Source organism: Vibrio sp. Y20_XG_PY13 (genome assembly GCF_024181925.1).
GTDB lineage: Bacteria > Pseudomonadota > Gammaproteobacteria > Enterobacterales > Vibrionaceae > Vibrio > Vibrio parahaemolyticus.
The window spans coordinates 1-23644 of record NZ_JAMZAL010000011.1 but is presented as its reverse complement, the minus strand read 5'-3'; the positions used below and the strand labels follow the sequence as shown (position 1 = coordinate 23644).

Here is a 23644-nt window from a genome sequence, read left to right as displayed (position 1 = left end):
CTTTGAAAAGCTAACGTTTCTTCTGCGCTTATTGCGCATCAGGGAACCACTCTTGCAGCATATCACGCGAGCGCTCTAGCTCTTTTTGCCAAGAGTTCACGCCAACAACGGTCGGTTTAAGCAGAATAACTAGCTCGGTTTTTTGTGTCACATTCGAAGTGTTGCGGAACAAGTGACCCAGAGCTGGCACGTCGCCAAGGAATGGGACTTTTGACACTTGCTCGACATTTTGTTGCTTCATCAAGCCACCGATAACCACAACATCGCCATCTTTCGCACGAATGACCGAATCTGATTCGCGAATCGAGCTTTTTGCCAATGGCAATTGAATGTTTTGGAATTGACCGCCAAGGTTTAGCTGTTTTACCTCTTCCGTTACTTCAATAACTGCTGGGTGGACGTGCAGGAACACGTTGCCCTTGTTGTCGATTTGTGGCGTCACATCAAGTGAAATGCCCGAGAAGAATGGCGTCAGCTCTACTTCAGGAACCGCATTAGAGTTTTCACCATTACCCGCATTACTGGAAAGCTCAGTCACAAAGTACTGATCGGTACCAACTTTGATCACTGATTTTTGGTTGTTCGCCGCCGTAATACGTGGGCTTGAGAGTACATTGAGGTCGCCTTGCGTCGACATAAAGTTTAATACAGCCTCGAAGTTACCATCAGATATCGTAACGTTGGTTTGACCGCCAAGAAGCGTACCAATCGCATCTAATGGAGGCAGAGCAGAAGCGGGGCGATTAACAATGATACTGCCTGAGTTACCAATTGACGCCGATAAGTTCGACCAGTTAATACCTTGCTGGTAACCATCGCTAAGCGTGACTTCTAAGATTTTCGCTTCAAGAATCACTTGGCGTTGCATTCGTTCTTGAGACACACCCAAAAACTCGCGCACTTCACGAATATCATCAGGGAAAGCTCGCACGGTGATCACGCCAGCTTGTGGCGTAACTACCACACTTTGACCTTTACCCGAACCAATTAAGTTCGCCACCGCTTGTTGCAACATTGGCCAAAAATCACTTTCGGTGATGGTTTCAATGCGCGTTCCGCCTGTTGATGTCGTCGAGCTATCATTGCCGTTATTGCTGTTGTTGGAATCTGAAGAGTCTGAGCTGTCAGAGCTACCACCAGAATTGGACGTACCAGCCGAAGTAACGGAGCCCGTGACAATGCTCGTCAGTGAGCGACCTGAGCGTTTAAACTGTAGGTAGTCGACTGGAATCGTCACCGTACGCATACCTGCCGGATAAACTTGGATTACTTTGCCCGATTTCATGACATCGTAACCGTACATGTTTTGTACAACGCTAAGCACTTCATCTAATGTCACGTCAGAAAGGTTGACCGTGATATTGCCTTGAACCGCTGGATGAATCGCGACGCTGTATTCTGTCCCTTTTACCAATGAAGCAAAGAAACTTCTCGCCTCTACTGCATTGGCTTGGATACGAAAACGCTTTGACGTTCCGTTATCGGAAGAAACATTGGAGTCTAAGTTAGGCATAAGATCCGCTTCTACCGAAGAAGGAATTTCCTCCAACGCGCGGCTATTCGCTTGATTGATAGATTCATTGAGAGCTTGCTTCACTTCAACCGGATCGCGGTGACCCATCGAACATCCCATTAAAGAAGCAATCGTTATTCCTACAACTAATTTGCGCATATCTGATCAGGCTCTGGTTATTATTTTTTTACGTTTAAACCAAAAAGCTCAAGGTTCCACTGACGGCTACCACGCTTTAAAGTTACAAATTCACTATTGATGCTTGCTACTCGATAACCGTTAAACAGTTCACCCTGTTCGACAAGCCGGTTATTCATGATTGCGACACATTCGGTATTTGGCTTACAGACAATGCTGTTCAGTGTCGGCAAGCGGTATTGTTTCGCTTTGGGCTTGGCAGACACCTCTGCTGGTTTTTGCCAACCAAGTGGTGCAGTTGGATCCTGATTTGCCAAGACTGAACCAGACAAGGCGATAGCCGCGATTGAGATAATGAGTTTTTTAACCACCGATAAACTCCTCTCGAGAACCTAATGTGTACACTTCAAGCACTAACTTCGCTTTTGGATATTCTTCTACTTTGTAACTGAAGCTACGCCAAAAATAGCTGGCAGGTAAGCTCTCTAACTTGTTTAAGTAGTTGGCGATAGAAAAGTAGTCACCAGTTAGCTCCATGCGTACTGGGTGTACGTAGTAGCCAGAGTATTGTGATGCTTCTTTATCTTCTGTGATCGGCTCAGATGGCAGAGTCTGCAATGACACCAAGTGAATGCCACTTTGCTGCTCTAATACGCTCTCTAATACGCCCGCCATTTGTGAAGGCGTTACCAAATGTTCAATAATTTGTGACAACTGCATCGAAAGATGCTGACTTTCCGTCAACAGGTTGGAAATTTCCAAATCAATATCCGCGTTTGGATCTTTCTTCAATTGAGCCTTAACACGTAAAATATCAATTTCTGTTTTTTGGTTTGACTGCTTTAAGTTACTCAGCTGTCTTTCATTGTTTGAGATCTGATTGAGCTTAGGTTCTAGCACCAACGTAAACAGCAACATAACTACGGTCACGAAGCCACACAGCGCCACCAGCATTTTCTCGCGCGCGCTCATGTCTCCAAAGCGCTCTTCTAATGAGCTCCAGAATTCGTTCATTTCTCTTTATCCTCGCGCGTTTTCAACTCAAACGTCACTATGTCTTTCTCATTGCGACCGATTTTCACGTCGTCAAATGTTCGCCCAACAAGACTGATCTCATTCTTGAACTGGCTTACCCAACTCGGCACTGAACTCGGAGCTTTCGCTAAGCCTTTTAAATCCAAGGTGTTGTTGTTGATGCGAATTTCGGATAAAGAGATTTCTTGGTTGCCCAATTTTGCTAATGACTGCATCACACCTGAGTAACCCGTGCGTTGCGAATCATCGTACTTGCCCACCGCTTTCAAGGAATCTCGCTTAGCTTTGACTTCACGCTCTAGACGCGCTTTGGCCGCTAACTTATTTGGATCAGGTTGATGCTTACGCAGCTTCACTTGGTAGTAATCTAAGTCAGATTTAAGAATATCGCCCTTGCCTTTCACAATCGCGATTTCATCTTCCAAACCTTCACTTTGCCAAGACACGTAGCCGTAAGACAACAGAATCACAGCCGCAGCCGCACCCCAAGAAATCGCCACATTTTTTAGCGTAAGGAGATCTTTTTTCGGCTTTAAATGATCAGGATATAGATTGACGCGTCGATTTGTAGACGCCGCCGCCGCATCCGCAAGCACATGACCAGAGAGTTCATGTTCTTCAGGCAGTAGTGACGATACTTTGGTGCTTAAGCGGTAGTTAAGCGACTGAACCAATTCGTTCTCATCTTCTTCATCACAGCACACTTTCAATTGGTGCAACTGAACCTGACGAAGCTGAGCAGAGAGGTAGTCTATCGAACGTTGTAGCTCCAGAGACAAACTGTCCATCTGTAGCTCGCTTGACGGTACGCCAGTAAGAGGAGGTGTCACGCTACGAATCGAACGATGGAATGCAATGGTGTGCTCAACAAAAGCACTGATGCGGAAATGCCCACGCGCGCTGCGTTGCAGCAACAAAAAGTTACCAAGCTCACCAGCGGTATCACCCCAAACATCATCTTCCGGAATGATCGCTTCTAACGGCAATTGAGCACGACTAGCCAGTAGCACAATTTTATCAAGCATCTTTCTTGATAAAACATAAGCTTGCACTTTACTTGAGTTTGGTAGCTCTACCGCATCAGCGATGATGTCGATGGCACGCTCAGAAATAAGCTCTTTGAGTAAAAACGGCAGCGCCGCCGACCACTCTTGGCGTGGCATGGCTGGCTTGTCGATTTGATACATCTGATAGTAGTTGTGTGACAGCACTACGGTCAGAGAATCATAAGCGCTCGCGGCAACGCTTAACGCTTGCTCAACAGCGCGTTCCCAATTTGATTCAGAAATTTCAAACTGAGACGGACGGCCACTTTTAGCTGGTGATGATAAATAAACTGCGTCTGGCTGAATAACCAAAAAGCAAGAGCGACCACCACCAGACGATCGCATCAGCTTGTCGAATACTGCTTTAAATTCCATGATTATTATCTTTATTTTTTCCGCCAGCGATTTCGTCTTCCCAATTTAACTTGGGATTCTGATTGAGAATGTTGCGCTGTTTGTGGGCGAGGAAGATATTGCTGCTCTGCAGAAAAATAGCGTCCTTGTCCGCCGTACACACCTAATTCAAGAAGCGTGTTTAGCTCTTGTTGATTCTCAATTCCCACTGCTATGATTTTGGTTTTGCTGTTCGCCGCTGCACCTAGCATACTGCGGACAAAAAGCTGGTTCTCATGTCGCTGATCGATTTTTGCTACCAAGCTGCGATGAAGCTTGAGATAACGAATGTCCACTTCTTTTAGGTAGTGAGTGCTGACGATGGTTCGTCCCGCTTGCCCCACCATGAGATGGCATCCCAAACCGGCCAGCATTTTAGCGACTGGTCGCATAAAGTCTAAGTGTCTTACAAATTGTGCTTCCACAAACTCAAAATTGAGACACTTTCTCTGCTCGCGTGACAACTGTAAAAGTTCATCACGAAACCACTTGAAGTATTCGCGACTCGAAAAAGGCGTCACATTTAGATTGAGAGCATAATTTTTAGAGCTGTCAAAATTCTCTTTAAAGTCTTTTAAGAATTTATGAAGTACAGCTCTATCCATTTGAGCTTCATAGCCCACTTGTCTGATAGCAGAGATAAACCGGGACGCTTTAACAATGCCATTTTCAGGATCCCGAATTCGACATGTTAACTCTTCGTGTAAGGCTTTTTTATGCGTCGCATCACTTATTGAGTGAACCGATTGTGCGTAGAGTATCACATTTTCTGATGTAAGTGCCGTATCAAATAACGTACGCCATCTCACACTTCCGCGCGCTTCTTCATCGTGGTTCCATTTCTTAAAACGGCTCCAGTTATTGTTGTTTTGTAGCTGCGCACTTCTGAGTGCCGTTTCCGCCTCATCAATAATTTGGCTGTGTCGCTCTCCCTCTTTGTACATAGTGATACCAATATGGCACCAGTTGTCGGGGTCGAGCGGATCTGGCGGCGTAAGTTTCTCTAGTTGACGAATACATTGTGAGGCCAAGTTGGCAACATCTTTGGCGCTTTGATGAGGTAAGAACAGTGCAAAATCGGCATCGTAATAACGAGAGAACACCACGTCTGGGTAACGCTGCACTAAATTGGATAACAAGCTGCCGACTTCAACAATAAACTCGTCGGTGATTTGCTTATCTTGCTCTTCTTCCACGAGCTTCCAATCTTGAATACGAATCAGCAAGACCGCGCCACGTGCGCCACTCTCTAAAAGAGCCGATTCCAGCTTGCTATCAAAGAGCACTCGATTGGCTGTTCCAGTGAGCTTATCGAGAAAAGTTTGAGTGCGGATAAAGGTATCAAAGCGGCTACGCTCCTGGCGCGCATCCTGTAATTCTTCGATCAACACATCGAGTGCTTCACTCGCGGTGTAAGGCCACTCTTTTTTATCTCCCTTGGCGTATTGCTCAACTCGCCCCGCCAAGATCATTCTTCCTCGCTCTTCCAGCATTTCTGAACCAGCAAGCTGCTCTTTTAGCCACGCAACACCGCGCATCAAACAAAAGATGATCAAAATAACGGCGAGAGTGATCGACCACAACGCCTGCATGGAGTAGCTGTAACCTAAGTAAGGAGGGATGGCTTTAAAGCGGATGACATAGTCTTGATTGTGAGTCAGCTGGTACTCAGTTTCAAACAAGGCCGACGCTTCTATTTGATGCGAAGTGTCTTTGAACCGATAAACGACGGCGTTGTTTGTCGAGAGTGTCATTTCAACGATGTTGCTTGCTTGCAACATTTTGGGCATCCAACGCTGCATAGAATAAGCTGCATCAGGATCTTCCATCTCTTTATCAACAACCTCGACAATCCCTTCCAAGTAGTGGGTAAGATATTCTTGCCCAAGTCGTTTGAAAGAGAGGGTGCCGCCGACAAACAAGATAAACATTGCGCATATAACGATCATGGTGACAAAAGCCACCAGCCGCGTGCTTAGCTTAAGAGTTGGGGTATACCTCATGAATACCAAATTCCTTTTCTATTCATCATATACCTTATTGAAATATTTATACTTGATAAGTGCTCGGCAAACAATCGGATTAGTCTGATTGTGAGAGTTTGAAGCATATAGAGAATTGCTTTCATTGATAAGCTTTATCGTTAGTGCGAAGTGATTAAAAAGATCGGGCTCACATGCTGAATTCAGGCAATAAAAAAGCCGCGATATTCGCGGCCTTTTCGATTCAAACATAGCGGGGATTTAGAACGGAATATCGTCATCAAAATCCATTGGTGGCTCGTTGTATTGCTGCTGTGGTTGCTGCGGAGCCTGTTGCTGCTGTTGAGGTGCATTGTACTGCTGCTGAGCCGGTTGTTGAGGTTGACCCCAACCGCCTTGCTGCTGTTGTTGACCGCCCATTGCAGGAGCGCCACCTTGAGCACGGCCACCAAGCATTTGCATTACACCATTGAAACCTTGAACCACAACTTCTGTTGAGTAGCGATCTTGGCCACTTTGGTCTTGCCATTTACGAGTTTGAAGTTGGCCTTCAACGTAAACTTGTGAACCTTTACGCAGGTATTCACCAGCAACTTCTGCCAACTTACCGAACAACACAACACGGTGCCATTCTGTTTTTTCGCGCTGTTCGCCAGTCGCTTTGTCACGCCATGACTCAGAAGTAGCAATCGTGATGTTTGCTACCGCACCGCCATTAGGCATGTAACGAATTTCAGGGTCGTTACCTAGATTCCCCACCAAAATAACTTTGTTAATTCCACGGCTGGCCATGATGTGCTCCGTTTCACTCTGGATCTGTATATTAATTTTAGCGCAATAGAATACACGCTTTGATGTTTTGGTTAAAGCCCAATGCCATTGTGTTCGATCACGCCCTACGCTAGAACCAAAATCTCAGTTCAACTTTCATATGTAGCATTTTTGATTCGCGTTGCAGACTTCATTCGTGAACCTTTGAATCTCAACGCATTTATTCACCAAAGCTATAGCTCTCCCCATACTTTAATGCCAACTTACGGCCTCTACTGAACCTTGGGAGATTTGAACACGTGAGAAAGTCGGCTTACGCAAGAAAGCTATTTCTGATTAGTATGGAAGACGATGCTGCGCAGAAAGTCGCATCATTAGAAAAGTACATCGATATGAGCATTCCTGTAATCTCAACCGATGCCCTAATGGAAGCGAAACCCGAACATCGAAATAAAATTCTACTCATTGACTTCAGTGAACATAAATCACTCGTTCAATCGATTAAAAACCTGCCATTGGTTTGGAAGAACTTTGAGACGGTCGTGTTCAACGTTCCAAAACGCCTCACTACGGATGAACTGCTCGCCTTCGGTCAATTAAAAGGCTTGTTTTACAGCGAAGATTCTTTAGAACAAGTAGGCGAAGGACTGAAAGGCATTGTCAACGGGCAAAACTGGCTACCACGCAACGTAACCAGCCAACTGCTGCACTACTATCGAAATGTGATAAATACTCACACCGCGCCAGCAACCGTCGATCTCACCATTCGCGAACTGCAAGTGCTGCGTTGTCTGCAAGCTGGGGCATCGAATAGCCAGATGGCAGAAGAACTGTTTGTTAGCGAATTTACGATCAAGTCGCACCTGTATCAGATCTTCAAAAAGCTCTCGGTGAAAAACCGAGTTCAAGCCATTGCTTGGGCCGATCAAAACTTGATGTCTTAACCTTACATTCATGTATTAAGACGACTAATAGAACCAGAGATTACGAGCCCAGCGAGTCGAATAGTGAACACAAGGAGAGGGTAAGTTTCCTGATTATTGTTAGACATAGCTCCTCAACAGCGGCACGGCCTGACTGATCATGCTTTTTTCCGCACTGCGTCTCACATTTTTTCCTACTTTATTCATGATTCATGCGCGACTCTCGTGTTAAAGTGTTGCGCAGATTCTTGATAATGACGAGAAAGGATATTCCCCCAATGATTAAAAAATGTCTGTTCCCTGCTGCAGGCTACGGCACGCGCTTTCTTCCAGCTACAAAATCAATGCCAAAAGAAATGATGCCAGTAGTGAACAAACCGTTGATTGAATACGGCGTTGAAGAGGCAATTCAAGCTGGTATGAACGGTATGTGTATTGTGACAGGCCGTGGCAAACACTCAATCATGGATCACTTTGATAAGAACTACGAGCTTGAGCACCAAATTAGCGGTACCAACAAAGAAGAGTTACTTGTCGATATTCGTGAGATCATTGAATCAGCGAACTTTACCTACATTCGCCAACGTGAAATGAAAGGTCTAGGCCACGCGATTCTAACGGGGCGTGAACTGGTTGGTGATGAACCTTTCGCTGTAGTACTTGCCGATGACTTGTGTGTGAACGAGGAAGAAGGCGTTCTTGCTCAAATGGTTGCGCTGTTTAAGCAATTCCGCTGTTCTATCGTGGCAGTACAAGAAGTACCTGCTGATGAGACGCACAAATACGGCGTGATTTCTGGTGAAATGATCAAAGATGACATCTACCGCGTAGATGATATGGTAGAAAAACCAGAACCAGGCACAGCGCCAAGCAATCTTGCGATCATTGGTCGTTACATCCTTACCCCTGATATTTTTGAACTCATCGAAAACACAGAACCAGGTAAAGGTGGTGAAATCCAAATTACGGATGCGCTGCTGAAACAAGCAAAAGCAGGTTGTGTTCTCGCATATAAATTCAAAGGTAAGCGCTTTGATTGTGGTAGCGTAGAAGGCTACATTGAAGCAACAAACTACTGTTTCGAAAACTTGTACCTAAAAGATGAAAAGAAGTCTGAATTAGGTAAGCACGCGACAAAGAAAGAAGTGTAAACCTTTCATCAGCCTAGACTCTAAAGCCCGGTTTTATACCGGGCTTTTTGTTTACTGTTTTTTTGTCCAGTATTCCTTTGCACATTTCTCACACTATGTAATACTTGCCCAACTTGGTTATACATAGAGCAAAAATGATGGATAAAATAGAAGTTCGCGGTGCCCGAACCCATAACCTCAAAGACATCAATCTGACTATTCCTCGCGATAAACTGACAGTAATTACTGGTTTAAGTGGCTCCGGTAAGTCCTCTCTCGCATTCGATACCTTATATGCAGAAGGCCAACGACGTTATGTCGAATCACTGTCTGCTTATGCTCGTCAGTTTTTGTCTCTTATGGAAAAACCAGATGTCGACCATATCGAAGGTTTATCACCGGCGATTTCTATTGAACAAAAATCGACATCTCATAACCCTCGCTCAACCGTCGGTACCATCACCGAAGTTTACGACTACTTACGCCTGCTTTACGCTCGTGTTGGTGAACCACGCTGTCCTACTCACCACGCCCCATTAGCCGCACAAACTGTCAGCCAGATGGTGGATAAAGTATTGGAACTGCCAGAAGGCAGCAAAATGATGCTGCTTGCTCCAATCGTAAAAGAGCGCAAAGGCGAGCATGTAAAAACACTAGAAAACCTTGCAGCCCAAGGTTTTATTCGAGCGCGTATTGACGGCGAAACTTGCGATCTTTCAGATCCTCCAACACTTGAGCTACACAAAAAACACACCATTGAAGTCGTGGTCGACCGATTCAAAGTTCGCCCAGATCTGCAACAACGTCTAGCAGAGTCATTTGAGACGACGCTAGAGCTTTCTGGTGGTATTGCGGTGGTTGCTCCGATGGATGGCGATGGGGAAGAAATCATCTTTTCAGCGAACTTCGCTTGCCCGCAATGTGGCTACAGCATGCAAGAGCTGGAACCGAGATTGTTCTCATTTAACAACCCAGCAGGCGCGTGTGGAACTTGTGATGGCTTGGGTGTACAACAGTATTTTGATCCAAGCCGAGTGATTCAAGATGACTCACTCAGTTTGGCACAAGGTGCCATTCGTGGTTGGGATCAAAAGAATTACTATTACTTCCAAATGCTGACTTCATTGGCGGATCATTATGGATTTGATTTGCATGCTCCGTTCAACTCTCTGCCAAAGAAAACGCAAGACGTTATTCTCAAAGGCTCAGGCCGCACCGAGATCGAGTTTAAATACATCAATGATCGCGGCGACATTCGCGTAAAGCGCCACCCATTCGAAGGGATTTTAAATACGCTTGAACGTCGTTACCGCGACACCGAGTCCAACTCAGTTCGAGAAGAGTTGGCTAAATACATCTCGACAAAATCATGCTCAAGCTGTGGCGGTACTCGTCTACGTCTTGAAGCACGTAATGTATTTATTGCCGATACCACCTTACCTGAGATCGTTGAGCTCAGTATTGCAGATGCCCTTACCTTCTTCCAAACACTCAAGCTAGAAGGTCAACGTGCGCAAATTGCAGAAAAGGTCATGAAGGAGATCAATGATCGTCTACAGTTCCTTGTAAATGTGGGCTTGAACTACCTTAATTTATCCCGGAGTGCAGAGACGCTATCCGGTGGCGAAGCACAACGCATTCGCTTAGCGAGCCAAATTGGTGCAGGTCTTGTTGGTGTCATGTACGTCTTAGATGAACCGTCAATTGGCCTCCACCAGCGTGATAACGAACGACTCCTAAAAACACTGACTCATTTGCGCGATTTAGGTAATACCGTACTCGTGGTAGAACACGATGAAGATGCCATTCGCTGTGCCGATCACGTGATTGATATTGGCCCGGGAGCGGGGGTACACGGCGGTAATGTGGTTGCCGAAGGAACGATGGATGAGATCATCGCCAACCCGAACTCTCTCACAGGTCAATATCTAAGTGGCGCAAAAGAGATAGCAGTCCCTAAAGAGCGTACCCCTCGCGATCCAAAGAAAACCGTCGAGCTACTAGGTGCAACAGGTAACAACCTGAAGAACGTCGACTTGTCTATTCCTGTCGGATTGTTTAGCTGTATTACTGGCGTGTCTGGCTCCGGTAAATCAACCTTGATTAACGATACTTTTTTCAAAATTGCACACACCCAGCTCAATGGCGCTACTACTGCACACCCATCGCCTTATAAGTCGATTAAAGGTCTAGAACATTTCGATAAGGTTATCGACATCGATCAAAGCCCAATTGGCCGAACACCGCGCTCGAACCCAGCGACATACACGGGAATCTTTACCCCTATTCGCGAGCTGTTTGCTGGTACGCAGGAATCACGTTCACGTGGTTACAAACCTGGCCGCTTTAGTTTTAACGTTCGCGGTGGTCGCTGTGAAGCTTGTCAGGGGGATGGTGTTATCAAAGTCGAGATGCACTTCTTACCAGACGTGTACGTGCCATGTGATGTGTGTAAAGGTAAGCGCTATAACCGCGAAACACTGGAAGTACGCTACAAAGGCAAAACCATCGATGAAGTACTGGAAATGACCGTCGAGGATGCTCGCACCTTCTTCGATCCTGTTCCTGCGATTGCCCGCAAGCTGCAAACTCTAATGGACGTTGGTCTGTCTTACATTCGTTTAGGTCAAGCGGCAACCACATTATCAGGCGGCGAAGCACAGCGAGTGAAATTGGCAAGAGAGCTATCCAAGCGTGATACGGGTAAAACCTTGTACATTCTAGATGAGCCAACAACTGGTCTGCACTTCCATGATATTCAGCAGCTATTGACCGTACTTCATCGCCTGCGCGATCACGGGAATACCGTTGTGGTTATCGAACATAACTTGGACGTCATCAAAACAGCAGACTGGATCATCGACTTAGGACCAGAAGGCGGACAAGGCGGCGGAGAGATCATTGCCCAGGGAACACCAGAAGATGTGTCTCAGATCGAAGGTTCGCACACAGCTCGATTCCTTAAGCCTATGTTGAAATAGAAAAAACGGGTAAAGTACAAAGACCAGCCAACGCTGGTCTTTTTTCATTCAAAACAACGCAATATATATGGCTACTATACATGTAAGTGGAACCAAACTTTCTCCTGAAAAAGTACAAGTTCCTCTCAATCGCAAGTTTCTCATCGCTTTGGCCGTTCTGTTTTTACTGGCCATGCACTTTTTTATGCCCAATCCAGGTGGATCAGGGTTAGCCCTATCCTTCAACGCAACAACGTGGATTGCATTTAGCTTTACGTTAGGTATCGGTTGCTATCAGCTCGCGAGTAACCGCATTTTACGCTATTCAAAGCTAACCATCGGGTTACTGATCAGCGCGATCATCATGACGTTGCCAGTATTCTACCCCAATGCGGACAGCACTCTGGCAGCGAACAAACTTATCGGCCTGTGGAGTGGTTTCCTGTTTTTTGTTGTCTTACAGCAATTTCATTTCAGTAATAAGCATCGCCAACGGTTACTTTGGTTCATCGTACTGGCAGTCGTGATTGAAGCTCTATTTGGTCTGACGCAATATCTTTTTCTAAAACCAGGGAATCCTTTCGGCTACGACACGATTGCTAACCGTCCGTACGGGATCTTTCAGCAACCGAATGTGATGGCTAGCTTTCTCGCTACTGGATTAGTCATTGCCAGTTACCTTCTTGCTCGTCAACCCTATAAGTACTCACGTAAGCTAAGCGACGTTTACCTTTTGTATGCCGTACCTGTTGTTACCTTGCCGTTGATTGTCGCGTTAGCTTCGCGCACAGGATGGCTAGCGACCATCATCGGTTTGTTGTTAGTGATTCCTTATATGTATCGCTTTGCAACCAAAGGCCGCTTTATTCGCTGGATCGCGGCTTTGGTTACGGGCTTGGTACTCTCGTTCGTTGTAATGAGCATTGCATTCCCGGATGGAAGTGGACTGGCGGCAGAGAAAGTGAATATGGAATCGCCTCGAGCGTACACTTTCCCTCAAACCTTGGATATGGTGATCGAGAAACCGTTCACTGGCTACGGTTACGGTAAGTTTGAATCTGAGTACATGCTGTACACCGCGCGCCAGCATGCGCTGAATGAGAACTATCCTGCAGGCTTGCCATCGATGGATCATCCTCACAATGAAATGTTGTACTGGGGCGTAGAAGGTGGGCTTCTGCCTGTATTAGGCATAATCCTCGCAATGGGATTGGTTTTACATAGGATTTATCAAGCCAAACGTGGCACACGCCTAGCGTTGCTCGCGTTATTCATTCCTATCGTACTTCACTCTCAGTTGGAATATCCGTTTTATCACTCTCTCGTGCACTGGCTGATTTTCATCATTTTGCTGTATTGGGTCGACCAGCGTGTCTCGCGCTATCGCCAAGTTGGGTTTAGCAAAGTGACCAAAAGTCTGCTACGTGTTTTTAGCTTGGTGATTCCGGCCGTGTTTACCTTCTATATGGTGAGCGCACTACACACGAACTACATTCTGACGAAGTTCGAAACTACGCGACCGACTAACCCTGATATTTTGAATCAGGTAAGTAACCCGGTCGTATGGAAAGACAGATTTGACTGGGACGTTTACAGTACCTTTTTGAATATTGGTCTGTACAAGCAAGATCCAAGTTTGATTCAACCTTATATTGATTGGTCATTGCAGATCATTAAAGATAAGCCACGCCCTGCGTTCTACAATAACTTGATCTTGGCTTATCAAGGACTAGATGACAGCAGTAAAGCAGAACAAATTCGTGCTGAGGCTCAATTCCTATTTCCGAACATTGACTTTAGCCAAGTAAATTATCAACCACCCTCACAAGCCCAATCGACAACGCCTAGCGTGTCTGATGCGGAATAGACAAACAAAAAAGCGAAGGACGTCCTTCGCTTTTTTGCTTTCAGCCCAATGATTTTAAGCCCTATTGGTTATGAGTAATAGAGTTCCAAGCTCTTGAGACGCTCTAATGCGCAACTCTTACTCGGTTAAAGACTCTTCCAGAGCCTTCAAGCACAGTGCGACGTTTTCCGCACGAGCACCGTATCCCATCACCCCAATACGCCATGCTTTGCCAGCTAACGCACCTAACCCTGCACCAATTTCAAGGTTGTAAGTTTCAAGTAGATGCGCGCGAACTTTCGCTTCATCGATCCCTTCCGGCACATAAATCGCGTTCAATTGAGGTAAACGGTAAGATTCTTCCACTACAAATTCAAAACCCAGTTTCTGAAGACCATCTTTCAACTTCTCATGCATCAATTGATGGCGAGCCCACGCGTTCTCAAGCCCCTCGTTCTGCAACACAAGCAGCGCTTCATGCAATGCATATAGGCTATTCACTGGAGCTGTGTGATGGTAGCTACGCTTACCTTCCCCACTCCAGTACCCCAACACTAAGCTTTGATCGAGGAACCAACTTTGAACTGGCGTAGTGCGCGATTGAATTTTTTCGATAGCAGCCGGAGACAGCGTCACCGGAGACAAGCCAGGCACACACGACAAACACTTTTGACTGCCCGAGTACACAGCATCAAGCTGCCATTCATCAACTTTTAACGGTACGCCGCCTAACGATGTAACGGCGTCCACAATCGACAGCACATTATATTGCTTGGCTAACTTACCTAGAGTTTGCGCATCACTGACAGCACCGGTTGATGTCTCAGCATGTACAAAAGCCAAAATTTTTGTATCAGGATGTTGCTGTAGTGCTTGTTCAACTTTATCTACTGAAACAGGCGCCCCCCATTCATCATCGACTAGCACCACTTCACCACCAGCACGAATAACGTTTTCACGCATGCGCTCGCCAAAGACACCGTTTCGACAAACGATGACTTTGTCACCTTTCTCGATCAAGTTAACGAAACAAGTCTCCATCCCAGCACTGCCTGGAGCAGAAACCGCAATAGTGAACTCATTTTCGGTTTGAAAAGCGTATTTCAACAGCTGTTTAAGCTCATCCATCATCGCGATAAACAAAGGGTCTAGATGACCAACCGTTGGACGGCTAAGGGCTTGCAATACCTGCGGATAAACATCGGAAGGACCAGGGCCCATTAAAATTCGGTGAGGGGGAATAAAGCTTTGGATCGGCATGTCAGCTCCTTGATTGCAGTCATTTAGCCTGAAAGAAGTCATTTTTAGAATTATTTGCCATCAAAACATCGTCACTCTTCATGCTTTGCAAGAAAACTCACTTGAATTATTTAACAAGTCGTTCACCAGAAAACAGGAGCCATTTTTATTTCGATTAGCAATACATTCAGGCATCAAAGGTTTCACACTAATGTATTTTGTTGCACACGGCAATTAGCCCTAAGTATAGAGGTCAAACCACTGTCACAATTTCGTTAATAAAAACCATCATTCTGGTTGAAATATTGATTGACATTGTGACGTCAAAACCGTTCAATGTTTGAGCTTTATGTAGAAGAGGAGCACTGCCCAGGCAGATGATTTGTGGAACCGCAATTCCAATACCAATCATTCAGGGGGAGTAGTGCCGAGGTAAGTCAAAATTGCAGGGTTTGGCTTGTCGGTTGACTTGGGTTGAGTCCCATCAACTGTCATCAGCACCGTCTGATGAAGAGCTTCTGAGGGTACATTTTCAAATGACAATCTAACTACCTCTCTTTTTGCTCTGTTCCTTTCCTCACAAAACATTGGATGTGTATATTTTTTAGGAAGTCGTGGGAGAAACGCAGTGAGCGCATTTAACGTAGCTAAATTCGGTGGGACCAGTGTTGCCAATTTTGAGGCAATGAGTCGTTGTGCCACCATCATCGAAAACAATCCAAATACTCGCCTTGTTGTTAGCAGCGCTTGCTCTGGGGTAACCAACATCTTGGTAGAACTGGCCAATGGCGTTCAAGATCAGGAACACCGTGCTGAGTTACTGAAAAAACTAGCTGAGATCCATGATTCCATTTTGGCTCAATTGGAAGATGCGACAGAAGCCTCTTCAGAGGTGTACGGAATTTTAGATACCGTGACCAGCCTTGCAGAAGCCGCCTCAATTCAAGCAAACACCAAACTGACCGACCACCTTGTGGCATGTGGTGAGTTAATGTCGACGCACATTTTGGCGCAGCTCATGCGAGAGCGTGGTATCAATGCAGTACGATTTGATATTCGTGAAGTACTAAGAACCGACGACAACTTTGGTCGCGCAGAACCGAATGTCGAAGCTATTGCTCAACTAGCGCAAGAGAAGCTTATCCCTTTATGTCTTGATTCTGTCGTCATCACACAGGGCTTCATTGGCTCTGACGAAGAAGGCAATACAACAACGTTAGGCCGTGGTGGTAGCGACTACAGTGCAGCATTGATTGCTGAAGGTGTGAAAGCATCTGGACTTGAAATTTGGACAGATGTTCCTGGTATTTACACGACCGATCCTCGCATTGCACCAAAAGCGTCACCAATCCCAGAGATCAGTTTTAGTGAAGCCTCTGAAATGGCTAATTTTGGCGCGAAAATATTACACCCATCAACACTGGTCCCTGCTCTACGTCATGATATCCCGGTTTTTGTTGGCTCATCCAAAGAACCAGAAAAAGGCGGCACGTGGATTCGTCATCAAGTCGAAAGCTCACCACTGTTCCGCGCCCTCGCTCTGCGTTGTAATCAAACGATGGTCACTCTACGTAGTGCGAACATGTTCCATGCGTACGGCTTCTTAGCAAAAGTATTTGAGATTTTAGCCAAGCACAAAATTTCGGTAGACCTTATTACCACATCAGAAATCAGTGTGTCACTCACACTGGATCAAACTGATACCTCAGGAGGCGCACCACAACTTCCTCAAGCAGCACGTGAAGAGTTGGAAGAGTTGTGTAAGGTCGAAGTAGAACATGACCTTTGTTTGGTAGCCTTGATTGGTAACAAGATGAGTGAACGTAAAGGCTATGCGAAGCAAGTGTTTGGTACGCTAGAGGATTTGAACTTACGCATGATCTGTTATGGAGCAAGCCCTCATAACCTGTGCTTCCTTGTGAATGAGTCGGTGGCGAAGCAAGCCATTCAGAAGCTGCATACAGAGCTCTTCGAACAATAACATTGGTTTGTTCCTCAAGTGACCACTAACGTGGTTCAAAAAGCATAACGTGTTTTTTGAGGGAACAACGACAAACTGAAGGGCTGCACATTGGCAGCCCTTTTTATTGCTTGTTCACTTGATTTAGCCGTTAATGTTTGGCCCCAACCATTTTTCAGCTTCGATCCGATCCCAACCTTTACGATCAGCATAACTCTCTAGCTGATCATCTTGGATCTGAGCGATCGCAAAATAGCGAGAGTCTGGATGTGAGAAGTACCAACCGGACACTGATGCCCCCGGATACATTGCATAGCTCGTTGTTAGTGACATACCGATGTTCTCTTCAACATTCAGTAACTCCCAAAGCGGGCCTTTCTCTGTATGCTCAGGACAAGCTGGGTAACCCGGTGCAGGACGAATCCCTTGGTAGTTTTCACGGATGAGTTCATCATTCGATAGATTTTCATCCGCTGCATAGCCCCAAATTTCTTTCCTGACACGCTCATGCAAGTATTCAGCAAAAGCTTCGGCTAAACGATCCGCCACCGCTTGAATCATGATTGCGTTGTAGTCATCGCCTTGCGCTTTGTACTCATCGGCCAACTCACGCTCACCGATACCGCCAGTTACTGCAAACGCTCCAACCCAATCCTGTTTGCCAGATTCTTTTGGCGCGATGTAATCCGACAAGCAGTAATTAAAGCCTTTAGGCTTTTCTGTTTGCTGACGAAGATTGCGCAATACTTTAGCAACCTCGGTACGCGACTCATCGATGTACACTTCAATATCATCACCCACGCTTGCCGCTGGGAATAGACCACATATACCGCGAGCCTTAAGCAATCCTTCACGTTCAACTCGATCAAGCAACTCATTGGCATCATGGAACAGACGCTGAGCCTCCTCACCCACCTCTTCATGTTTGAAGATTGTCGGGTATTTTCCTACCAGCGACCACGTCATGAAAAACGGCGTCCAGTCGATATACTTGCGTAAGGTTGCGACATCAAAATCATCGAAAATATGGAGGCCTGGTTTTGCAGGAACTGGTGGCGTGTATGCATCCCAATCTATCGCGACTTTGTTTGCACGCGCTTGTTCTAAAGTGACAGGCTTAGTACGCGGCTTCTTACGATTGTGTTGGTCACGAACACGCTCATAATCCGCATCCAGTTTTTCTATAAAGGCAGGTCGACGTTCATCGGAGAGTAATGACGAACAAACCCCTACTGCGCGCGACGCATTGTTTACGTAAACCACCGGATTTTTGTAGTTCTGCTCAATCTTAACGGCGGTGTGCGCTTTGGATGTGGTAGCTCCACCAATCAGAAGCGGAAGATCAAAATTGAGACGTTCCATCTCTTTAGCAACATGAACCATTTCATCTAGAGATGGGGTAATCAACCCTGACAAACCGATAATATCAACGTTCTCTTCTAGCGCGACTTTTAAGATCTTTTCACACGGTACCATCACGCCAAGATCGATGATCTCGTAGTTATTACACTGCAATACAACGCCTACAATGTTTTTGCCGATGTCGTGCACGTCACCCTTCACTGTCGCCAACAAAATTTTTCCGTTACTGCTACCAGATTGTTTTTCGGCGTTAATAAAAGGCTCTAAATGCGCGACAGCTTGCTTCATCACACGTGCTGATTTCACGACTTGAGGTAAGAACATCTTACCTTCACCAAATAGGTCCCCCACCACGTTCATGCCATCCATCAAAGGACCTTCAATCACTTCAAGTGGTTTTGCCGCATTCACACGTGCTTCTTCAGTGTCTGCGACAATGAACTCTGTGATCCCTTTAACTAACGCATGCTCTAAACGTTTTGCGACAGGCCAAGTTCGCCACTCAAGCGCAGAGGCATCTTCTTCTTTGCCAACACCTTTATCTGCGTACTCAGCTGCGATATCTAACAATCTTTCTGTAGCGTCATCTCGACGGTTAAGCACAACGTCTTCTACTGCTTCTCGTAATTTTTCCGGTACGTTGTCATAAATTTCGAGCTGCCCCGCGTTCACAATGCCCATGTCCATACCGTTTTTAAAACAGTGATAAAGGAATACGGCATGGATTGCTTCACGAACGTAGTTATTACCGCGGAAAGAGAAAGACACGTTCGACACGCCACCGGAAATCATCGCGTGTGGCAAATCGCGCTTGATGTCCGCTACAGCTTCAATGAAATCAACAGCATAGTTGTTGTGCTCATCAATACCCGTTGCGACGGCAAAAATGTTCGGGTCAAAAATAATGTCTTCTGGCGGGAAGCCAACTTCATCTACCAAAATACGATAAGCATTTGTACAAATTTCTAGCTTGCGCGCGCGTGTTTCTGCCTGACCAACCTCATCGAATGCCATGACGATCACAGCTGCGCCATAACGACGGATCAGTTTAGCTTGCTCAACAAATTTCTCTTTGCCTTCCTTCAAAGAGATAGAGTTCACAATGCCTTTACCTTGAATGCATTTCAGACCCGCTTCGATCACTTCCCATTTGGAAGAGTCGACCATGATTGGCACTTTGGAGATTTCTGGTTCTGAGGCACATAGGTTTAGAAAACGCACCATACAAGCCTGTGCATCTAACATCCCCTCATCCATGTTGATGTCGATGATTTGGGCACCATTTTCAACTTGCTGACGCGCGACTTCTAATGCTTCATCGTATTGTTCTTCTTTGATCAAACGTTTAAAGCGAGCAGAACCTGTGACGTTAGTTCGCTCACCGACATTGATGAATAAAGTCTCTTTCTCAATCGTTAATGGCTCTAATCCGGAGAGACGACAAGCAACAGGCAAATCTGGCAAAGCGCGAGGTGTAACACCTGCAACGGCCTGAGCCATTTGGCGAATATGCTCCGGCGTTGTGCCACAGCAGCCACCAATCAGATTTAAAAAGCCGCTGCTAGCCCACTCTTTTACATGCTCTGCCATATCCTCTGGAGAAAGGTCATATTCTCCAAAAGCATTCGGCAAACCTGCGTTAGGGTGTGCGGAAACAAATGATTCAGAAATACGAGAAAGCTCTTCCACGTATGGGCGCAGTTCATCTGGCCCCAATGCACAGTTAAGACCGAAAGATAACGGCCTTACATGACGTAGAGAGTTGTAAAATGCTTCCGTGGTTTGCCCTGATAACGTGCGCCCCGAAGCGTCGGTAATCGTACCGGAAATCATGACAGGCAGTGCAACACCAAGCTCTTCAAATACAGAATCGACAGCAAAGGCACATGCCTTAGCATTCAATGTATCGAAAATAGTTTCGATCAAAATAAGATCAGCGCCACCTCTGATTAACGCTCGAGTTGACTCGGAATACGCTTCAACCAGCTCATCGAAAGAAACATTGCGGTAGCCGGGATCATTCACATCAGGGGAGATAGAGCACGTTCGGTTGGTTGGACCAAGTACACCTGCAACGTAACGAGGTTTGTCAGGCGTTTTCGCCGTCCACTCATCGGCAACTCCACGAGCCAGTTTTGCCGCGGCGAAGTTAATCTCTTCACTCAGGCTTTCCATCTCATAGTCAGCCATCGCAATGGTGGTCGCGTTAAAGGTATTGGTTTCTAGAATATCAGCGCCGGCTTCAAGGTAAGCGCTATGGATTTCCTTAATTAGTTGAGGCTGGCTTAGCACCAACAAGTCGTTGTTGCCTTTTAGATCACAGTGCCAATTGGCAAAGCGCTCTCCTCGGTAATCTTGCTCTTCAAGTTTGTACCCTTGGATCATGGTGCCCATACCACCATCAATCAATAAGATACGTTGCTTCAATTGAGCTTCAATCTGTTGTCTTACTTTGCTTCCCACAGTACAGCCTCATTCCTTTAGTTATGATTCCATCCTATCACACAAACCTCAGGAGTCTAGACGTCTAAATGGAGATTTAATGATTATTTTATCTCCTTCTTAACTTGCAAAATAAACCCGAAAAAATGTTTGCTATTTAGACAGCATCAACCGAGAATTCCATTCATAAAATGTTACAAATAGAGAGCTCTATGTCGGTCTATCATACTTTATGTTTTCTATCCGCAGCTGCAATGCTAATTGCTTTTGTAAACAGCAAGATAGGAAAGATGCAAACCACCATCGCCATTACAGCTGGTTCAATGGTTCTTTCTCTACTTATTTTGATCGCCGGTCAAAACAACTGGTTTCACCTTACGGAGATTGCAACCGAGACGGTAACAAGGATCAACTTTGAAGACTTTTTGTTGAAAGGCATCCTTGGATTTTTGCTTTTTGCTGGCGGCTTGGGCATCAAGTTACCCAACTTAAAAGATCAAAAGTGGGAAATCACGGTATTGGCTCTTGGAGCAACCCTGTTCTCAACCTTCTTCATCGGCTTTGTTCTTTATGGCCTTTGTATGCTGATCGGCATACAGTTTGATTTGGTTTACTGCTTGCTATTTGGCGCATTAATCTCGCCTACCGACCCGATTGCCGTTCTAGCTATCGTTAAAAAGTTAGATGCACCTAAACGTATCTCGACACAGATCGAAGGGGAGTCACTATTCAATGATGGCTTCGGCTTGGTTATTTTCGTCACGCTTTTCACCATTGCATTTGGCTCAGAAGCACCAACAGTCGGTAGCGTCACTCTACTCTTCATCCAAGAAGCGATTGGCGGGATCGTCTATGGCTTTCTATTGGGCTTAGTATTCCACTACCTAATCAGTGCTACTGACGATCACTCAATGGAACTACTACTTACCATCGGTGTTCCTACAGCAGGTTACGCATTTGCTGAGTACATTCATGTTTCAGGCCCACTTGCGATGGTGGTGTCGGGAATTATGATCGGTAACTGGACACGCTTTATTGGCTTCTCTAAAGAGAGTGAAGACCACCTAGACCACTTCTGGGAGTTAGTAGATGAGTTCCTAAACGGCGTGCTATTCCTATTAATTGGTATGTCGATGCTGCTATTTAAGTTCCATGAAGAAGACTGGATCATGATGGCAATTGCAGTCCCTCTGGTGCTAGCCTCTCGCTATCTCAGCGTCTTTATCTCATACATAGGCTTTAAACGTTACAGAAAATACAACCCATGGTCAGTAAAAATTTTGACTTGGGGTGGCCTACGTGGCGGCCTAGCGCTAGCAATGGCACTTTCAATTCCATCAGGAATTTGGGTGGTTCAAGACAAGCTGATCGATGTAAAAGAGATCATCCTTGTAATGACCTATTCGGTTGTGGTGTTCTCTATCCTTATTCAAGGTTCAACCATTACACCAATGATTGAAAAGGCGAAAGCTGAAGAAAAAAAGATGGAAGATGAAAAGCTAGCTCAAAGCTCTTTAGCAGAACAAAGAGAACAAACTGAAGCCTAATTCCATTCTCCCCATATTTAAAAAGCAGCCTTAGGGCTGCTTTTTTATGCTCTAAAATTCGAAGACTTCACCAACAATATTATCTAGAAACCTCGCCGTTCTACTCTCCTCAGAGCGAAGCCCGAGCCTAATACCAATCTAAGTAAAAATATGAACTAATTGAGGCCATTCAGATGAAAATGAGACTGCTGGCCCTTGCTCATTTCAAAGATGGGTACTCACGCACACAAATCGCCCAAGTTTCTCAAGATAAGCCGAACCAGTGTCAATAAGTTGGTCCAAACCTTTCTTGAAGAAAGGCTGGAAGGACGGCAAGAAAAGCCAAGAACAGGAAAACCACCATTCTTAACTTCCGAGCAAAGAGAACAATTGAGTCAATATAAAAGATAAAGCCAATGATACACAAGACGGAGAACTGACTGGTTCCGACATCCTCGCTTATATCGTGAAAGAATTTGGCGAGCACTACCACCCTGACTCTATCTATTACCTGCCAACCACATGGGCTTTTCATGGATAACTTCCCGCTCAAAACACGACAACACACTTATGGACTGAAAAAGCAGCTCGCCCAAGAGCCGAGAAACAACAATTTGAGTATGCTTATCTGTTCGGTTCAGTCTGTTGCAGAAGAGGAATTGGTGAGGCTATCATTGTCCCTGGGTTAATAAAGACATCATGATAGAGCACTTAAAACAAATATTGGCAGTCACGTAGGAAGGACGTCACGCCGTCGTTGTAATGGATGGCGCAGGATGGCATACAGAAGAAATTGCCAATGACTTTAAATGTCAGTGTAATCAAACTTTCGCCCTATTCTCCAGAGCTAAACCCTATCGGACAAGTATGGCGTTGGTTGCGGCAATGCTATTTAGCCAACCAATCTTTTACTGATTACCACTACATCATCTCCAAAGTCTGCGATGCATGAAATCGGTTTTTGGATTGCTCCAAAAGAGTCACCAAAATGCATTCGTAAAAATGGATAGACCTAACCAGTTAATTTTCCAGATGGTATAATAACGGTATGGAGAGATATCTTCAGCTCAGAGCTGCAGATACAAAAAAGCCCCAGTCTTTCGACTGAGGCTTTAAATATGGCAGGGGTGGAGAGATTCGAACTCCCAACACGCGGATTTGGAATCCGCTGCTCTGCCAATTGGAGCTACACCCCTGTTGTACCTACAGTTTATCACATTGTAGATTCAAAAAAACCTCGCAAAAGCGAGGTTTTCGAAATAAGTGGCGGAGCGGACGGGACTCGAACCCGCGACCCCCGGCGTGACAGGCCGGTATTCTAACCAACTGAACTACCGCTCCGCACTGGTTAGACCTAAGTCTAAATTTAAAGCCTGGC

The 23644-nt window shown here is 45.6% G+C and carries 14 protein-coding genes, 2 tRNA genes and 1 riboswitch; of the genes, 6 read left to right on the top strand and 10 right to left on the bottom strand.

What is annotated here, in order from left to right; all coding sequences use genetic code 11:
• Window positions 1-28 precede the first annotated feature (28 nt).
• The 6 genes from mshL to NL646_RS20010 all read right to left on the bottom strand — a co-directional run bounded on the left by mshL (window position 29) and on the right by NL646_RS20010 (window position 6899).
• Window positions 29-1672, bottom strand: coding sequence for a pilus (MSHA type) biogenesis protein MshL (gene mshL, locus NL646_RS20035; protein ID WP_253664604.1), 1644 nt, complete (start codon window positions 1670-1672; stop codon window positions 29-31).
• A 20-nt stretch (window positions 1673-1692) separates the two neighbouring features.
• Entirely contained in the window at window positions 1693-2022 is a 330-nt protein-coding gene (locus NL646_RS20030; protein ID WP_005481006.1) for an MSHA biogenesis protein MshK, read from the bottom strand.
• Entirely contained in the window at window positions 2015-2665 is a 651-nt protein-coding gene (gspM, locus tag NL646_RS20025) for a type II secretion system protein GspM (protein WP_005497276.1), read from the bottom strand. The genes NL646_RS20030 and gspM overlap by 8 nt, the downstream gene beginning before the upstream one ends.
• Window positions 2662-4107 (bottom strand): MSHA biogenesis protein MshI, encoded by a 1446-nt coding sequence (locus NL646_RS20020; RefSeq protein WP_005481017.1) that lies wholly within the window; start codon window positions 4105-4107, stop codon window positions 2662-2664. The genes gspM and NL646_RS20020 overlap by 4 nt, the downstream gene beginning before the upstream one ends.
• An 11-nt stretch (window positions 4108-4118) precedes the next feature.
• Window positions 4119-6128 carry an RNase E specificity factor CsrD gene (gene csrD, locus NL646_RS20015; RefSeq protein WP_011106082.1) on the bottom strand — a complete coding sequence of 670 codons (2010 nt, stop codon included), beginning with the start codon at window positions 6126-6128 and terminating at the stop codon, window positions 4119-4121.
• A 240-nt stretch (window positions 6129-6368) separates the two neighbouring features.
• The gene (locus NL646_RS20010) at window positions 6369-6899 is read right to left on the bottom strand and encodes a single-stranded DNA-binding protein (protein WP_005466625.1); all 531 of its coding nucleotides are present in this window, start codon (window positions 6897-6899) and stop codon (window positions 6369-6371) included.
• 278 nt (window positions 6900-7177) lie between these two features.
• On the opposite strand from NL646_RS20010, the gene NL646_RS20005 reads away from it, so the two are divergent.
• From NL646_RS20005 to NL646_RS19990, 4 genes are all read left to right on the top strand, one after another.
• Window positions 7178-7822 (top strand): LuxR C-terminal-related transcriptional regulator, encoded by a 645-nt coding sequence (locus NL646_RS20005; protein ID WP_005480993.1) that lies wholly within the window; start codon window positions 7178-7180, stop codon window positions 7820-7822.
• Window positions 7823-8079: 257 nt separating this feature from the next.
• Window positions 8080-8952 carry a UTP--glucose-1-phosphate uridylyltransferase GalU gene (gene galU, locus NL646_RS20000; protein ID WP_005466627.1) on the top strand — a complete coding sequence of 291 codons (873 nt, stop codon included), beginning with the start codon at window positions 8080-8082 and terminating at the stop codon, window positions 8950-8952.
• Window positions 8953-9089: 137 nt separating this feature from the next.
• Window positions 9090-11912, top strand: a complete 2823-nt coding sequence (gene uvrA, locus NL646_RS19995) for an excinuclease ABC subunit UvrA (protein WP_005490537.1) — start codon at window positions 9090-9092, stop codon at window positions 11910-11912.
• A gap of 67 nt (window positions 11913-11979) precedes the next feature.
• Window positions 11980-13758, top strand: coding sequence for a PglL family O-oligosaccharyltransferase (locus NL646_RS19990; RefSeq protein ID WP_140147352.1), 1779 nt, complete (start codon window positions 11980-11982; stop codon window positions 13756-13758).
• A 117-nt stretch (window positions 13759-13875) separates the two neighbouring features.
• On the opposite strand, the gene NL646_RS19985 is transcribed toward NL646_RS19990, so the two are convergent.
• Window positions 13876-14997, bottom strand: a complete 1122-nt coding sequence (locus NL646_RS19985; protein WP_253664603.1) for an alanine--glyoxylate aminotransferase family protein — start codon at window positions 14995-14997, stop codon at window positions 13876-13878.
• Window positions 14998-15323: 326 nt separating this feature from the next.
• A riboswitch (Lysine riboswitch) is annotated at window positions 15324-15502 on the top strand.
• Between the two features lie 102 nt (window positions 15503-15604).
• Here NL646_RS19985 and lysC point away from each other — a divergent pair.
• Window positions 15605-16957: a lysine-sensitive aspartokinase 3 gene (gene lysC / locus NL646_RS19980; RefSeq protein ID WP_025592220.1), complete on the top strand. Its 1353-nt coding sequence runs from the start codon at window positions 15605-15607 to the stop codon at window positions 16955-16957.
• A gap of 123 nt (window positions 16958-17080) precedes the next feature.
• On the opposite strand, the gene metH is transcribed toward lysC, so the two are convergent.
• The gene (gene metH, locus NL646_RS19975) at window positions 17081-20761 is read right to left on the bottom strand and encodes a methionine synthase (RefSeq protein WP_253664602.1); all 3681 of its coding nucleotides are present in this window, start codon (window positions 20759-20761) and stop codon (window positions 17081-17083) included.
• A gap of 191 nt (window positions 20762-20952) precedes the next feature.
• On the opposite strand from metH, the gene NL646_RS19970 reads away from it, so the two are divergent.
• Entirely contained in the window at window positions 20953-22287 is a 1335-nt protein-coding gene (locus tag NL646_RS19970) for a sodium:proton antiporter (RefSeq protein WP_011106084.1), read from the top strand.
• Between the two features lie 1098 nt (window positions 22288-23385).
• On the opposite strand, the gene NL646_RS19965 is transcribed toward NL646_RS19970, so the two are convergent.
• Both NL646_RS19965 and NL646_RS19960 read right to left on the bottom strand, forming a co-directional pair.
• Window positions 23386-23462 (bottom strand) — tRNA-Trp (locus NL646_RS19965).
• Window positions 23463-23530: 68 nt separating this feature from the next.
• Window positions 23531-23607, bottom strand: a tRNA-Asp gene (locus tag NL646_RS19960).
• Window positions 23608-23644 lie beyond the last annotated feature (37 nt).